The organism is Halomarina rubra, assembly GCF_023699475.1.
In the GTDB taxonomy this organism is placed as follows: domain Archaea; phylum Halobacteriota; class Halobacteria; order Halobacteriales; family Haloarculaceae; genus Halomarina; species Halomarina rubra.
In genome coordinates this window covers 36,119-52,595 of sequence record NZ_JALXFV010000006.1, presented here as the reverse complement: position 1 = coordinate 52,595, position 16,477 = coordinate 36,119, and the positions used below count along the sequence as shown (strand labels likewise).

Annotated in this window: 13 protein-coding genes; 3 read left to right on the top strand and 10 right to left on the bottom strand. The window is 48.0% G+C overall.

The window, feature by feature from the left end; genetic code table 11:
- The first annotated feature begins 3 nt into the window (after positions 1-3).
- Together M1L36_RS12580 and M1L36_RS21610 are read left to right on the top strand one after the other, a co-directional pair.
- The gene (locus tag M1L36_RS12580) at positions 4-1,092 is read left to right on the top strand and encodes a DUF1616 domain-containing protein (protein ID WP_250874099.1); all 1,089 of its coding nucleotides are present in this window, start codon (positions 4-6) and stop codon (positions 1,090-1,092) included.
- Between the two features lie 173 nt (positions 1,093-1,265).
- A complete protein-coding gene (locus M1L36_RS21610) occupies positions 1,266-1,796 on the top strand; it encodes an NUDIX domain-containing protein (RefSeq protein ID WP_369694236.1) in 531 nt (176 codons plus the stop codon).
- Here M1L36_RS21610 and M1L36_RS12575 read toward each other — a convergent pair.
- From M1L36_RS12575 to M1L36_RS12550, 6 genes are all read right to left on the bottom strand, one after another.
- On the bottom strand, positions 1,748-3,064 hold the full coding sequence (locus M1L36_RS12575) for a glycosyltransferase family 4 protein (protein ID WP_250874098.1): 1,317 nt from the start codon (positions 3,062-3,064) through the stop codon (positions 1,748-1,750). The two genes, M1L36_RS21610 and M1L36_RS12575, sit on opposite strands and share 49 nt — an antisense overlap.
- A 24-nt stretch (positions 3,065-3,088) precedes the next feature.
- Positions 3,089-4,108 carry an NAD-dependent epimerase/dehydratase family protein gene (locus M1L36_RS12570; RefSeq protein ID WP_250874097.1) on the bottom strand — a complete coding sequence of 340 codons (1,020 nt, stop codon included), beginning with the start codon at positions 4,106-4,108 and terminating at the stop codon, positions 3,089-3,091.
- A complete protein-coding gene (locus tag M1L36_RS12565; protein ID WP_250874096.1) occupies positions 4,108-5,124 on the bottom strand; it encodes an NAD-dependent epimerase/dehydratase family protein in 1,017 nt (338 codons plus the stop codon). The genes M1L36_RS12570 and M1L36_RS12565 overlap by 1 nt, the downstream gene beginning before the upstream one ends.
- Before the next feature lie 85 nt (positions 5,125-5,209).
- Positions 5,210-6,571, bottom strand: coding sequence for a sulfatase (locus M1L36_RS12560; protein WP_250874095.1), 1,362 nt, complete (start codon positions 6,569-6,571; stop codon positions 5,210-5,212).
- A 10-nt stretch (positions 6,572-6,581) separates the two neighbouring features.
- Positions 6,582-7,832, bottom strand: a complete 1,251-nt coding sequence (locus M1L36_RS12555) for a glycosyltransferase family 4 protein (RefSeq protein ID WP_250874094.1) — start codon at positions 7,830-7,832, stop codon at positions 6,582-6,584.
- Positions 7,822-9,255, bottom strand: a complete 1,434-nt coding sequence (locus M1L36_RS12550) for a sulfatase (protein WP_250874093.1) — start codon at positions 9,253-9,255, stop codon at positions 7,822-7,824. The genes M1L36_RS12555 and M1L36_RS12550 overlap by 11 nt, the downstream gene beginning before the upstream one ends.
- A gap of 1 nt (position 9,256) precedes the next feature.
- Between M1L36_RS12550 and M1L36_RS12545 the strand changes: the two genes are divergently transcribed.
- Positions 9,257-10,537, top strand: coding sequence for a glycosyltransferase family 4 protein (locus tag M1L36_RS12545; RefSeq protein WP_250874092.1), 1,281 nt, complete (start codon positions 9,257-9,259; stop codon positions 10,535-10,537).
- 66 nt (positions 10,538-10,603) lie between these two features.
- On the opposite strand, the gene M1L36_RS12540 is transcribed toward M1L36_RS12545, so the two are convergent.
- The 4 genes from M1L36_RS12540 to M1L36_RS12525 all read right to left on the bottom strand — a co-directional run bounded on the left by M1L36_RS12540 (position 10,604) and on the right by M1L36_RS12525 (position 15,900).
- Positions 10,604-11,908, bottom strand: a complete 1,305-nt coding sequence (locus M1L36_RS12540; protein WP_250874091.1) for a glycosyltransferase — start codon at positions 11,906-11,908, stop codon at positions 10,604-10,606.
- A gap of 193 nt (positions 11,909-12,101) precedes the next feature.
- Positions 12,102-13,589 (bottom strand): oligosaccharide flippase family protein, encoded by a 1,488-nt coding sequence (locus M1L36_RS12535; RefSeq protein WP_250874090.1) that lies wholly within the window; start codon positions 13,587-13,589, stop codon positions 12,102-12,104.
- A gap of 198 nt (positions 13,590-13,787) precedes the next feature.
- Positions 13,788-14,285 carry a hypothetical protein gene (locus tag M1L36_RS12530; protein ID WP_250874089.1) on the bottom strand — a complete coding sequence of 166 codons (498 nt, stop codon included), beginning with the start codon at positions 14,283-14,285 and terminating at the stop codon, positions 13,788-13,790.
- 1,369 nt (positions 14,286-15,654) lie between these two features.
- Positions 15,655-15,900, bottom strand: coding sequence for a hypothetical protein (locus M1L36_RS12525; RefSeq protein ID WP_250874088.1), 246 nt, complete (start codon positions 15,898-15,900; stop codon positions 15,655-15,657).
- Positions 15,901-16,477 lie beyond the last annotated feature (577 nt).

Genomic DNA, 16,477 nt, shown 5'->3' with positions numbered 1-16,477 from the left:
ACAATGGATGTTCGATTGCTGCTTCCACGTCCCATTCGTCGGCTCCCAGCCGACCTCGCAGCAATCATCGTACTGACGCTGTTGACGGATCTGTTCGTTCTAACGCCGATACTGAACGAGACACCAGTCCGTATCGCACTTGGGTTGGTATTCGTTCTGTTCGCCCCGGGTTATGCGTTCATCGCAGCGTTGTTCCCCGAGGGTGCGACCGGCCTCATCGACGACAAAGACGCAAAGTGGGACAATGGAGATGCCTACGAAATCCATGAGGGCGTCGACGGAATCGAACGGCTTGCACTGTCCCTAGGTACGAGCATCGCGATAGTTCCCCTTATCGGGTTGGTGTTGAATTTCACCCCCCTCGGAATCCGATTAGTACCTATTGTAGTGAGCCTGAGTGTCTTCACGCTCGGCGTGAGTATCGTCGGGGCAGTGCGGCGTTGGAACCTCCCTACCGATGAGCGACTCATCGTCCCGTATCGTGAGTGGTACTCGGGGACCCATGCAGAGCTTTTCAATCCGGATTCGCGTGGTGATGCCCTCCTGAACGTCGTCTTAGTACTCAGCCTCTTGCTCGCGGTTTCGAGTATCGGCTACGCGGTCATGGTGCCGACCAAGGGCGAACAGTTCAGTGAACTGTATCTGCTTACCGAAAACGAGAGTGGTGCATTAGTCGCCGATGAGTACCCTTCAAACCTCACGCGTGGCCAGCCAACATCGCTGTACACTGGAATCGGGAATCACGAAGGGAAGGAAGTCAACTACACTCTGGTCGTTGAATTACAAAAAGTGGACGTGCAGTATTTCGAGAACGGAACTCGCGTAACGAATCGCACGAATTCAACGAACGTCACGAATGTATCAGTTGAAGTTCTAGAACAGGAAGAACTACAACGCTTCACGCCAACGGTCGCGGCCAACGACACATGGCAAGAACGACACACCGTAGCACCAACGATTTCTGGTGACCGGTTGCGATTGGTGTACCTACTGTACACAGGTGACCCACCCGCAGAGCCAACTACCGAAAACGCCTACCGTGAGGTCCATTTGTGGGTGAACGTCTCGGGGGATGGGAATGAGGCCGGCTAGAGATAGGTACTCACCAGGATTACAACGATCGCTATCAGACACGTCATTAGAGATTTGGACTCCTATCGGGCCACTTACTGAGAATCAAATCTCGGTCGTGTATGAACACGGGTGCAGAAGTTGTGTTTCAACGCAACCGCTTATGACATCAACCCAGTTCATAAGACGATAGTATGGCTCACGACAGACACTATTGTCCAGAATGTGGTACAGCACTGACCACGAAAGAAGCAGAAGGCCGCGATCGACAGTTCTGTCCATCCTGTCAACGAGTTCTGTACCGTAATCCCAAGCCGTGTGCTGGTGTTATTGTTGTAGATGGAGAGTCTATTCTATTAGTTAAGCGAACAGAACCACCTGCCGTTGGTGCCTGGAGTCTACCCGCAGGGTACCTTGAAGCCGATGAACCCCCAGAACAGGCGGCGGTTCGTGAGTTGTGTGAAGAGACAACCCTCGAGGTCAAAACAGACGAATTGACCCTTATCGATACAGTCTTCGTCAAACACCCGACTGGGAAACACGTCCTCGTAATTGTATATGCGACCCCACGGAGCGCAGTAGGGGGCAAACCGCAGGCTGGGTCGGACGCAGCAGCTGCCTCCTTTTGGCGAATGTCGGAAATATTAGACAGCGAGTCCGAGCGGCTCGAACCTGGCTATCTCGAGACCTTTTGTCGAGCCCGGGAGTCAGTTTTGGAACGCTGAGCGACTGCATCCGGAGTAACAGTGAGCTCGTCGTCGAGCAACCGGTAGTAGCGATCGATCGAGTGGTCTTTCGTGAACTGTGATTCGAACGATATCCGGGCGTTTTCGCCTTGTTCCTTGACTAGGTTGGGGTCATCAGTCCACGTCCGAATCGCATCCACGACTTCCTCCGCATCGCCCTGTGCTGCCTGTAGACCCGCGTCACATGCCTGTACGATTTGTGTTTCGTCGTCGTTCGGTTGGGCGATGACAAGTACCGGCATCCCTGCAGCCATTGCAGTGTAGAGTTTGCTCGATACACAGATTCCTTCCATTCCCTCTTGTACGGTAACGATTGAGACATCCCCAGACGTTAGTGAGTAGGGAAGATCGTCAAGCGGTTGGTATGGCAAGAACTTGATTCGGGAGCCACGAAGCCCGTGTTGCTCTGCTAACTCAACGATTGCATCTTTCTTGTCGCCCTGACCGATGATGAGCACTGTCACCTCATCATCCTCGTCCAGATTCGCAGCCGCCTCGACGACGGTCTCTAGGTCGTGATTCTCGCCGATGTTCCCTGAGTATAGGAGTGTGAAGGTGTCCGTAAGGTCGTGGTCTTTTGCGAACCAATTGTCATCTTTGGCTTTCGGTTCGATGAACTCCTCGTCTTCCCAATTGTGGATGATTTTGATTTTCGAATCGTCGAACTCAGCACCAGCATTTGCGATGATGCGATCACGCATGACAGGCCCAAGCGCTACGATGTGTGTTGCATCTTCAAAGATATGCTCGTTCAGCGTACTCCATACGGTATCGACGGTACCACCAGCATCGAAATACCCAGTTTCGACGGTGAAGTCCGGATAGAGGTCGTAGACGATGTACGTGTAGTCCCAGCCGCGCAGCTTACAGACGAGCCACATGGCGATTGGAAGGAACGGTGGATTAGAGACAAAAATTACCTCTCGGTCACGCCGAGGGCGGGAGACAAGCAGTTTGAGAAACATCCAAACTGTGAAAACGACCCAGTTGAACCCACGCCGAAGAAATGACGACTGGCGAAGCTGTGGGGCTCGGATTCTGTTGACGAGAACCCCTTCATGTGTCGACACAGAAGGCTGTTTGTCGTTGTCGCCGCTGTGGTAGTTCGGCTGGCCCGTAAGGACCGTCAAATCTAATCCACGCTCCTGAAGGCCCACAGCCAGATCGGTCATCAGCTGGCCAGTCGAGGCCGTATCTGGGTGAAAATACTCCGTGACGAGGACATACTCCTTGTCGGTGTCAGACATTTTCTATTAAAAGAGTTGAGAGAGTTACCGCTCGTGAAGAAGCGTCTCGAGGTTATCCTGGACGTACTCCTTGTCGCGGTTTTCGACATACCAGTCGAGCGTATTGTCGATACCGTCCTGTAGCGTATACTCGGGCTCCCATCCGAGGAGTTCTTCAGCACGTGTCGTATCTGCAGCACGGTGACGCACACCGACCGGCTTGTCGGTCATGTGATTAATTTCGTCAGGCTCCCAATCGAGGCGTTCGAAGATTGCCTCAGCCACATCGTTGACCGTGATATAATCACGAATTCCAGCGTTGACAGGGGTTCCGTCAGTGATATTCTCAGATGCAAGGCGAAGAGCACGCGTGATATCCTTCACGTAGGTGAAGTTCCGCGTCTGCTCGCCGTCGCCCCAAATCTGATACGGGTCCTGTTCGGCGTATGCTTTGGCCATCAACGCGACAATCGCGTGAGTCTCGTTTTCACGCGGCCCGTAGGCAGTGAAGATGCGGACGATACTGGTATCGATGTCGTACTGCTCCTGGTAGGCTTGCAGCGAACGTTCGCCCATGAGCTTCGCCCAACCATAGACCTCGTCAGCGTAGGCACCACCACGCTCCTCAAAGCTGACCATCTCTTCCGAGAGGCGTTGTTTTTCTTGCTGGATGTCAGTCGGGTAAGTGCAGGCACTCGAAGCGAAGGTGATGCGCTCAACGCCGTTCTTGGCGGCGGCCTCGTAAACGATGTTGTCGAGCGCCATGTTTGTGGCGCAGTTCGCGGGGTAATTCGAGATGTAGCCCCGGCCACCGTGGTCCGCCGCGAGGTGGAAGACCGTATCAATATCTTTGGTTGCTTCTTCGGCGAATTCGTAGTGTTTCAGGTTACCGTCGACAACTTCGATATCATCCGCAACGGCGTCGAGATTTTCCACCTCACCGCTGGAGAAGTCATCCGCGACACGAACATCAGCTCCCTCAGCGACGAGATCTTCGACGAGATGCGATCCGATGAACGAGGCACCACCGGTAACGAGAACACGTTCGTTATTCCAAGTACTCATCATTCACCACCGTCGGTTGCGGCGACTTGTTTCTTTTCTTCTAGTTCCTCCTCGGCCCACTCATAGACACGACGAAGGCCCTCGTTGAATGCGACGCTTGGCTCCCAATCAAGTTCGGCTTTCATCTTTGTCATGTCGCAGGCGTATTTGTCCGTCCCAGTGGGCTTCGAGAGGTCGTGGTCGATGCTCAGGTCCTTGCCACTAATGGCGATGATTTTCTCTGCAAGCTCGTTCATCGAGACGACCTCTTTCGAGTTCCCGAGGTTGATTGGCTTGCCATCGCCTTTCTGTTTGATTGTCTCAATCATTCCATTGACGAGATCGGTAACGTAGATGAACCCCCGCTGCTGGGTGCCATCTCCGAACAGTTCAATCGACCCGCCGTCTGGTTCCTCGATGACCTTGCGGCACAGCGATGGAATGACGTGACTGCTCTTCGGGTCGAGACTCTCGCGTGGACCAAAAGCGTTGAAGATACGTACACTGCTAGTCTTCAGGCCCGTGTCGGTCTGGTAGGCCTCACAGGCTACTTCGCCGAGAACCTTCGCCCAGCCGTAGGTGCTGTGGGGGTCTGCGGGGATAGCCTGATCTTCGCTGAAGAGATTGAGGTCGTCGTGTTTCTGGCGGTAGATACAGGCACTCGAAGCGAACATGAAGCGCTCAACGCCGTTAACGCGGGCAGCTTCCAGCATGTGCTGATTCATCAGCACGCTCGGTGTGAGACCATCAACATTCTCGCGCTGGATATAGTGGATGCCTCCGACGCTGGCAGCAAGGTGGAAGACATAGTCAATGTCCTCGGTCGCTTCGATGCACCCCTTATGTGTCGTCAGGTCGACTGGTACGAATTCGATATCGTCCAAAAGGTGGTCGATTTTGTCGATGTCGCCTCGTGCCAAATTGTCTGCTACGCGCACGCTGGCTCCGCGCTTAAGCAGTTCTTCAGTCAGAAACGATCCAATAAAGCCCGCGCCACCAGTTACAAGGACGGATGAATCTACCCACTCTATGTCCATCTTGATTCCAGATACAGCGATACCAGCGTAATAGTGTTTCTCTTCATCGCCAATAGCAACCTATCCTACATTACCATTGCAGATATCATAGATATCCCAAATCTTCTAGCCGCGATTGAACATCGCCCTCAACCTCGTCTTCAAGCCGTCTCGTATCAACATCAAGTTCACGTAGGCGGTTGAGTACGACCTTCTTTTCCAGAAGATCGGGGTGTTCGGAGACGGGTACCTGCTCAAAGTCGCCGTCCCGCAAGTCAAACAGACGATGCTCGTCGTGAATTTCATCGCCTTCGTAGAGCCAGTTACGAGAGCGTGCCCCTACAATCACTTCGCCATCAACCTCGTGTTCCGCAAGTATGTACTCACGAGGTTCGTCAATTTTTGGACGTCGGCCTTCATACTCTTCAGGAATGTCGAAGCCCAGAACATCGTGAATCATTGGGGGTATATCCAAGAGACTCACGAGGTCATTGGCATCATTCTCGAGATAATCGGGGCCGTTCGCGACAATAAGTGGGACATGAAGCAATTCATCGTACATTCGTTCTGGTTTCCCGTACTGTCCATGTTCGCCGAACAACTCTCCATGGTCCGAAGTGATGATGACTAGTGTATCTTCGTATCTATCCTCGTTTTTGAGGAGGTCGATGATACGCCCAATTTGGCCATCAGTATACTCGATAGCAGCACTATACAATTGTTTTAAGGACTCAATCTCCGATTTGGTGAGTGCTTCTGGCTCTCGAAGGAGCGAAGAGTACCACTCTGAAACCTGGGATTGAGTAACGTCCTCGACGTCGTATCGTTTCCGGTACTGTTCAGGCGGATAGCACGGGTGGTGCACATCCATGTAGTGGGTCCAGCAGAAAAACGGCTGGTCAGTCCCTGAAAGCCACTCAACCGTATCATCGGTAATGACCTCGGCGCTTACATAGGGACGTGGTTTCCCCTTAATCAGTTGGTACGATTTTTTGATTGCGGCAGTGATGTGGAGGACATCATCAACCTTGTTGAGCTTCGGGTTACTAATCTCAATTCCACGGGGGAAAATTCGGGTCGCAACCCCCATCAGGGGGTTTTGATAATCAGTGAATTCATCGTATCCTTGATCATAATCAAAATGCCGAGAGAGAAATGGGTTGCACTGGAAACCGGCGGTCTCTAGCCCAAATTTGCCAAGTTCTTTGCTTAGCCGAGGGCGGTCTGGCTTCAAAGGACCCAATCCTCCGTATGACAGCGGGAGAGTGCCTGTAAGTAACGCCGGGAATGAGGGAGACGTACCTGGACCAGTAGTATAGGCATCGGTGAAGCTGGTCCCCTCCTCATAAACAGACTCAAGAGTAGGTGATTCCGGAGGATATTCTATTGAGTGCGTTAATGAAGTAAGCGGGCGAAAATGGTCGGCTCGATACGAGTCAATCGTAATGAGGAGAACGTTCTTTGGCATGTTTACTTACTTAACGACCGACCATTTCTGTCTGTTGAATAATTTCGATGTACTTTTCAGCAGTTTGTTCCGCGACACTTCGCCACGAGAACTCATTCGCCGCTCGGAGATACGATTGTTTTGCCATCATGTTACGGCACTGATCATCGTTCAATAGTGTCTCGATAGCTGTTGCGAGGTTTTCAGGGTCACCTGGTGAAACTAAGATTCCAGTCTGATCGGTGATCTGTTCGGGGATTCCACCGACTGAGGTTGATATCACAGGGGTTCCTGCAGCCATTGCCTCCAAGTTGACTAGCGGGAAAACGTCTGATCTGGTTGGGAACACAAAGATATCTGAAGCCCGATATAGAGCATCCAACAGGTCCTGGTTGATATATCCGAGATGGTGGATGTCAGAATCATCCCCTGCTACATTCTCGTATTTCTTGTTTTCCACAGGGCCAACAATTAAAATAGAACAGTCAAAATTAAGATTGTCATACGCGGTGAGTAAATCATCAACTCCCTTGCTCTCCATTAATTTCCCAACAAATAATAAAGTCGGTTTATCCAACTGGAGGCCGGTTTCGTCAAAAACAATTGATTCTGATTCAATATCAGGTGGGTTCAGCCGGACGCCATTTGGGACAACGGATATGGATTGATTGGGAAGGTGTGTGTTGAGCCGCTGCACGTCGCCAGAAGACAGGGAAAACAAGTGGGCGGCTTCACGCAAAACCCAGAAGTACGGTCGTTCGAAGAGTAAATGAAATAGCTTCTCGACCGGTTTCGACATTCCCATGCTCTCTGGAAGCTCTGGAATCTTGCTAATTCCGTGAGTGGTAACGCAGTATGGAAGATTGTTTAGCCGGCAGGTGAGAGCCACACTCACCATTCCTGCTAATGGAACTGGATTGTGGATATGTGCAATGTCATATTGGTCAATTGGTCTGGGTGGTGTAAGCTTGGTTCCGATGAGCGTATTTGAATAGTTTTTTGAGTCAGACATTACCATGCTAAGGGAGTCCCGTAGAGCGGTGAGACTTGAAAGAGAGTGAATTGAATTTGCAAGCTTCAACTCGTTAAGCAAAGATTCATCATAGTCACCGCGCATTTTCACCGTATCCACGTTGACAAACTCTGAAAGGTAATCTCCAAGTTGGAGCCCCGCCCTCACAGCACCACCACGCGCCTTCGGCGTGGCGATTACGATGTTGAGTACAGTCAACTCTTTTTCCAGTCTACACCTATCTTGGTCGGTGGCTCCGTCAGTCGACATATCCTAGTTGACGCAATTGTTCGGCAGTCTCTGCATCAATATCTGTCCTTCCACTATTACCCAAAGATTCGTACAGTTGCTCAGACTGATTCAACCATTCGTACAATGATTCCCGTAGCTCTGCCACCTTTTCAGACCGTGTCTGTACTAAATTGTTGGACTCTTCTGGATCAGTTCGAACGTTATACAGAAACCGGCTCTCGCTGTGCCGGTATCGATTGAGGTAATACAGCGGATTTCTGATGATTTCAGGAATCAGGCCACGCTGATACACTTGCCGGGCAGTCTCCAACAGTGTATCAATACTCCGTTCTGGTGCATCCACCTCCATATATTTCCACTCGTCCGTCCTGATAGCGTAGAATGAGGGATATATGTCACGTGAGCGGGTCTCCGAAAACACCGGTGAAGAGCTCCCAGTTGGTCCAAAAGGAGGCAGTGGCCTGCCTTGAGAGGACTTCGGAACATTCTCTACATCAGTTGCTTCGAGAATCGTCGGACAGAGATCAACAAGTGAAGTCATCTCCTCAACGTCTGAATTGCTATTTTCGTTACCATTCGGTGGTCTAATCACGAGCGGAACGTGTGCTAACTCGTCATATGCGAGATGCCCGTGAGTGAGACGACCGTGCTCATTGAACGCATCTCCATGATCACCCAACACAACAACGAGGGTGTCATCCAAGACATCACGGTCTCGGAGACCATCAAGCAGTAGCCCGAGTTGTTCATCATTATATTTGATTTCACTGTCATAGAGGCCAATCAACTGACGCATATCTTCGTCGTTCGACACATCGGGGAGCGATTCCCTGCTTCCGTCTACTTCCCCATCGTAATCAGGGTTGACGAATTCGCGATGGCTCCTTGGTGGATCGTATGGGATATGTGGCTCAATAGACCAACAGAATGCGAAGAAGTCGTCTGAACTGTTCTCGTCAATCCATTTTAGCAGTGGTGGATTAATATCTTCAGCACGGGGTAGCGCAACTCGGTTGACACCCTCACGGTCAAGTTCTTCATTTGCCGCGGAGGATGTCGCACGACGCTCTATTATGTCTGGGTCTTTATACAAGTCGAAGTACTCATCAAATCCACGGTCGTAGCCGAGGCTCGCTGAAACGTTCCCCATTGTGGAGACACCAACTGTTGAGTATCCTTCCTGAGATAGCAACTCAGGTAGTCGAGTGATATCTGTGTTGAAGAGATCTTCACGAGATCGGACGCCATGTGTAGGTGGGTATGCGCCAGTTAGGAGTGATGCACCAACTGGCTTTGTCCAAGTTGATGGACTAAAACACCTCGTGTAGCGGATGCCGTTTTGTGCGAGTTTATCAATCCGCGGGGTAGTAGTTCTCTCATACCCATAAGAGGAGACGTGGTCTACCCGAAGTGCATCCATCACGTATACAAGTATATTCATTATGGGAAAAATAGCGCAGTGCAACTTAGATGTGCTGTTTGGGGACGAAGGTGTCAGGTGCATCCTCCTCAGACAAATTACCTTAAAAACACAGAGAGTTGAAGTCCGTTTTCAGATACACAAACGCATAGATTTAGTAAGAGTGATTGATGAATCCCTAGATATCATGAAGATGGGAGCAGAAGATGACCAGCAACAGACGTTTGTCGTTGTCACATCTCGGCGTTTTCGAGAAGTGACCGGGCCACTCGATCGACTAAATGGACAAGCGAACTACATAAAAATCAATGATAAGGTCGGGAGATTACGTGGTTACATCTGCTTATTGATATCCCTGTTTAGGTATACTCGTAGTGAGTCTCCGGGAGCCATCGTTGCAATAAACGGGGGACTGGTGACATTCATTTGCCTGATCGTCTCAGTTGTACAAGATACCCCCCTTATAGTTCGAATTGCCGGAAATAGGTGGGAAACCAGAAAAGAGAGATTCAGAGCACATGCATCCAATCTTGAGTACCAGCAAGCATTATCCACTGTATTTGTATTTTTATTGGAAAGGCTCGCTGAGCGAAGGGCAACAGGACTAATTGTCGTTTCGAAATCACTAATTCCTACTGCTATACATTACACAAAATTTGACGCCTCTAAGGTAGGGGTAGTTCATATCCCACTTGATGAAAATTCAGAACACATATCAATCAGTGATAGTGGTGTAGATGAGGATGAGTATTCATCAGAAATTCTAACAGTTACCAACTTAGATTACGAGGGGAAATATCGAGGGGTTCGAGATGGCTTGAATGAAATATCGAAATATCTGCATGATAACCAAGATGCAACGTATACTGTGGTTGGTGGTGGAAGGTATGTGGACAACCTCATGAGAGATGTCGGCGATCTCGATGGAGACGTCAGGTCCCGCATTAACATTGTAGGAAATGTGGATGACGTAGCCCACTATTATTCAAAGTCAGATGTTTTTGTATACGTGTCGTATCGAGATGCATATCCGAATGTGATAATTGAAGCACAATACTTTGGGCTCCCAATAATTTCAGTGGAAAAGTTCGGAATGGTAGAACAAATAGAGCATGGAGAGAGTGGTATGCTAGTCAAAGAGAACAGATTGGACAATATTCACCAATATCTCCGTCAGATTGAACAAGATGTAGAGCTAAGGAATCGGCTATCAAAACAGGCCAGAAACAAAGTGGCAGAGGACAATTCAATTCATTCTATATCCAATGAATTCGTACAGGCCATTCGAAAAATTATCAGTTGAAATCGCCAAGGTTAAATCCGCTACTAACATGCTATCCAATTGGATGCTAAATTTATCTATTACTAGTTACTGCACTTCATTGAACACCTTTACAAACTTTTTCGTGATCTTGTCGTGCCGATACGAATTAATTGCTTGTGTCTCACCATGATATGACACCTCACCCATCGATTCGTATTCGTGATATCTATTCTCAAGATATTCTGCAATTTTTGAAGGGGAGTCGAACTTTTGCCCAGCCTTTGTTTCGTTCAGTATAGATCCTACGACGCCGTGGGTCGGGCCACCATATGCGAGTATCGGGCGTTGAGCAGCGAGGTATTCAAATATCTTCCCAGGACAGACCATCCATTCCATAGGATGGTCCCACTGAATAGAAAGCAGGATTTGGCTTTCTCGTTGCTTCTTCAAAATTTCTTGTTTAGGAAGCCATTCGGTCTGACGAACTGTTGAATCGAGGTTATACCGGTTCACGAGGGATTTTAGCCAAGGTGCTTGAACACCAAAGAACTGAACCACTATATTAGCCGGGTCCACACTTTTAGAGGTCTCAAGAATTTCGATAGACTTGAGTATTTTTCTTGGATCACGTTTCCCATTGTAGAGACCTCCTGAGTACGTAATCGTGAAGTCGTCTGTAAGAGGACTTGTCTCCAATTTCTCAAGACCCAGGTGAATAGGGATTGCAGGTATTTCATGAAATGATTCAAGCTGCTCTGCGAATGGTGCTGTTGCAGCGGTCAGGTAATCTGCATCACTGATAACTCTCTTTTGGAGCCTTGATTCGAAGAACTCTCGGATGGGATTACTTGTGTTATAGTGGTATTGTGTCCACAGATCCTGAAAGTCAGCAACCCAAGGAATTTCGAATTCGTTAGCGAGCTGTCTTCCGATTAAATGACTAGTTGCCGGTGGAGAGGTACTTAAAATCAAGTCAAATTCGCCACTATCAAGCAATTCTCTCCCGTAGTGAACGGCTTTCTTTCTCCAAAGACGCTTTGAATCGGGATACGCAAGCGAATCAAGCACCAGCGATTTAGCCGAATGGATGGCCTTTTTCTGAAGTCGTGTGCCGATTGAGTTAGTACTGTCTTCAGGCATTGTAGCATGCGGACTTTCGTCTGGTGTATACTCATCACTTAAAAACGGTAATCGCTGACGAATTATCTCGTGTATGTCCCCAAGATACGGGGTCTGCACAACATACTCTGCATAGTGTTCACTAGGGAGGGTTTCAGTTTCAGTTGTGAGCACAGTTGGGGACCAACCCTGGTTTGGTAGATTATTGATAAGACAGCGGATACGGCGGGCTGAAGATGTGTTTTCGGGTGGAGCATGAAACGCCACAATCAGCACCTCTGAATTAGCCATCAACCGCTAGAGAAGTAAAGGAACATTATTGTTGTCGGTATCGCTAAGGGAAAACTCTCGCTTCCTACCATCGAGAATGGGCGGTTCAGTTTTCCAGTGGTATGAGCACTCGGTCCAAGGCTAATTTCACATATTTAGTGCAACTATTTTCGTGGAGCGTGGAAAGTCGACACGGTGACTAAAACAGAGTGCCTTACGTGAAGCTTTTGAACATGTCCTGTATCTTTCGTTTTACAGCCTTCAGCTCCTCATCCGTCAATAAGCCGAAGAAAACGGCGACCCCAGAATAAATCAGGAAACCGACTGGAGGAACAATTAGCAACTTGAAAATGATTCCTGGAAGAATCAAGCTGAGCATATATATAGGGGTTGCTGAGCAAACAGCAGTCATTAGAATCCTACCAGGATAGATCTGCTCGACAGGATTAAACCCAATCCATATCGCGCCATAAATGTGAAGAATTAGCATCGAACCGTAACCAATACTCGTTGCTAATGCTGCTCCAACGATCCCATATTTTGGAATCAATAAGACATTCAAGACTGCATTTACGATGGCAGCGATTGCTGTAAGGACCACCAATTGAGATATATTCCCAGTTGATTGACCGATTGTGTAAATTGGGCGGATTACGGCATATCCAAAGGCTCCTGGAAGTAATATCAATAAAGGGAGAATAGACGCCGAAAATTCTTGTCCGAAGTAAACCGTTATTAATGGTTCTGCGAGAACAGCGATACCGATTACCATTAGCAACGAGAATGTCACAACGTGCCGGGTGATTCTTGAGGCAATCTCTGTAATTTTTTTGGTTTTGTTTTCATCCCACAATTTGGAAATTGAATGAAGAATAGAAGTTTGGATAGCTACGGGGACGAACCAAAGAAATTCAGCAATTACGAGGGCAGACTTATAATATCCAATACTTTTATTGTAATTAAAGAATTGTAGTAAGAGGATATCCGCATGGTATAGTGATACGACAAGTGATACAAGGACCACCGTCGATGTATTGAACTTGATTATCTTTCTTCGGGACAAATTGGTTGAAGCGGGGGTCGAAATCGTCCTGAGGGAGGGAATTGTTCTTGCCACAATGAATAACCCTAATAGTGATGATAAGCCATACGCCAATATATCGGCGACCAATACACCAACAACTCCTTCAAAATAGATTGTTAATGCAATCGCAAGGATAGGGAAGATAACTTGCCTAAAAACTTGAATTGATTCGGAATATTGCGTCAGGTCTAAGCCGATCAATGCACCTCTGGCAAGCCGGAATAGTTGTCTGCCACAAATCATAATAGATGATATATAAAAGTAAAGTTCAAATTCCTGTCCAAATATCCGTCTGACAATCCCAAAGTACGTGCCCACCAGAAGCAAAGACGCAACAATCAGCATTAGAAAAATGGACACACGAGTATAAAGTCCAAATATCTTTGATACTTCCCCAGCACTATTTGCTTTTTCACCAATATGCTTTCTAATCCCGTCAAACATCCCCATATTCGTCACAATCATAGTGACCACCACCATAGAAAGGACGACGGCATACTGGCCATACTGTCTCGGACCAAGGATACGGACAATAACCGGAGTGGCAATGATTGACATAAGGAGCCCAACAAATTTGGAAGAAAATATTAGTACAAAATTTCGCTTTGCAGAGTCCACAGATTGTAGGCATAGTAGTCTAGCCAAAAGAACGTAATGGTATCTTGTTGCTGCAACAGACTTCATAACCTCCGGGGATATCCGCGTCAGCTCCCACAGGATAATTATTGTCTATAAGATAGAATTCGATCTAATCTCTGTGAATACTGATGTATTCACAAGTCAACTATCCAAAACCCACGATTGGATAGTAGTTTGTCAGGAGCTATTGGATATAGAAACGTGAAAACTGCCTGAACTATAGATTGCATCCTGTGCGCGGTAGAAGTTCTCGAAATTTTCAGGAGTATAGCGCCAATTGTCCGGGAATTGAGGGAAAGCGCGCGGGTAGTACTCAATACCAGTTGTTGTGGCGACAACATAGACCCGATCTGAGAATCGGGGACCATATGCAAACCCAGATTTGACCGTAGGAGTCCATCGATAGCGCGAATCGGTGAGTTTCCCCTTCTTAGCTTCGCTGAGGTCAGCAATTCGAAATAGCCCTGCCTGAAAAGTGTGCGTTTCAATCTTAATGTTTGAATGTTCTATAAACCATGTACCACCTTCATAATTTGCTTCGGTGAGCTGTCTATGTGTTCGCTTTTCTTCAATGGCGGGATAGAATGCGATTGTATGGTGTGTCACCAGTAGAACAAGTACTACAATCAAAACCACACTGTATATACGTCTAGGTAGTTGAGCGCTCTTACTCATTACAAAATCAGAAGTCGTCCCAATTAAAATCGGGGAGAATATCGTTATTGGCAAAAACAATCTCTTAAACCCAACTATCGTGAATGTGAAAATGGATGCAAACATGATGGTAACGAATAGACCGACAGTCACGAAACTAAACGCACTTGCAAACCATTCTTTCCATCTGTTTCGTGAAGCACCCCATACAAATACTAGACCACAAAAAAGAAACATAGCCAGGAGAATACTAAACCCACCATATCTGTAAAACCCGACCTCAATAATTTCGGCCAAGTGATCTCCTGCTTTCGATACAATACTCACGTATCGTTCCGATTGCGTGGTCTCTCTGACTGGCCCAAAGTATGATATCAAGACTCGATTAATCGGTTCAAGCAAGAATCCTTGTAGAATATACCATATGGTGAATACAGAACATAGAATAAGGGGAGGGACAACTGAAAAAGGTAGGGAGTCTGATTCTTGTGAAACTTTGTTTGTGATCTCGTTTGAGAGCTCATATCCGCAGATTGCAATTAAGCTAAATAGTGAGACAATTGCGTGAAGAGGAATCATCGCAAGCAATACTAAGGATAGAGCGCAAAAGTACGAAATTTGTTCGTGGCGCCTGAACTGTATATACAAAAGTGTGACAAGTGGCAGTAGCATAGTCCCTACGTGAAATGGGGTGAATCGGGGAGTCGCCACAAAGATACTGAAACATAATGCAATCAAGAGCGCCCTTCGGGAATCCACCAGCGACCTGATGACAAGGAAATTACAAATTATGCAGAAAAGCGACGTAATCATCGGGATAATCGTCACGATGGTTCTAGGAGAAATCTTCGATATTAGAGACACGCTCGCACCTAGCGAGTGAATCAATGGGTGACGATATTCTGGAACTTTACCAGTTGCAAGAATATACTCAACAAAAGCCCTTTGCGTCACAGGGTCTCCACTCCCATACATGAAGTATCCCCTCGAAAGTGGGATAACCAGTAACACGAAGTGTGACATGAACACAACCAATAATCCAGTGTCCCAAGTGGCCCAATTTTTTTTGTGGCTTTGTAGTATTAGATATAGACCAATAGAAAATAAAATAATCACGCCAATCCAATGATAAACTGGTAGAGCTGAAAGAAGTGAGAACTCATACTTTGTATAGGGATTCAAAACCTGGATTAACAACAATGCAGAGAAGCCTAAGAGCGATAAAGTTAGGATGAGTTTCTTTTTAGATGCCATTTAGCGTACTGAGAGTATGTATAGTTGCGTCATGTCGCCCCTGGGTAATAGTATATCGGAATATCCCCAAAACGGCCGATGTATTTTACTCAAATATTGTAGCTTATTAACCCAAATTTTATTCAGAATGAAGGGACTAGCGATTGATTCGTATTTGCTCATCGCACTCTTCGGTAATATCGAGCAGACCGATGGCGACATCAAAGTCGTCGAGCGGTTGTTCCATCTGAGAGGGTGTGGCCTTCGAATTGATGACCTGCTCGAAACGGCATTCAGTCGTCTCATGACCGAAGAGTGACTTGTAGGCACCATCGACACGATGCAACAGCATCCAAACGAGGCGGTCGCTGCACTTGGAAATCAACTCGCGGACGCTGAACACGCAGCGACCTCTCGACGCGACTCGTCTTTAACCAGCCGTTGACGATGGCCACATGTTCAGATGTCTCGTTCGCTGATCTTCGCCTCGGGAAGGTCCAAATCAGAAAGGGCTACGCAAACGATTTCTGACTCACCTCTGTCGGCCGACGACGATTCTTTGCTCTTGCAAGAAGTTCGAGCGCTGACCAGATGAACGATCGTGCACAGGAACCATCCTGAGCGAGGAATCCAACCAGCATCAGAGGCAGGGGAACCGTGGTTTTGCCCCGGGAGCGGTGGGTGGAGAGGCGGGGTCGTAGGTTGGGGGCCACAGCGGATAGAAACCCCTCCCCCCAGCGAATTTATCTCGGGCTCTGAGAGCCGCGGGGAACACCACCGCTGACCAACCCGTCAACGCAATTGAGACGTGCTCACTGTAGTAGTTCCACGCGACGTTCCGAGCTGGACCACATCACCCGCTGCTAACCACGGCTGGGTACTCCGAGCCCAACTAGTGAACTTGACCGTTCCAGAGTCATCTTCCAGAAGGTCAACATCCGCAATCGAGTGGTGTGAGGGCGTCCACAACGTCGAGATAC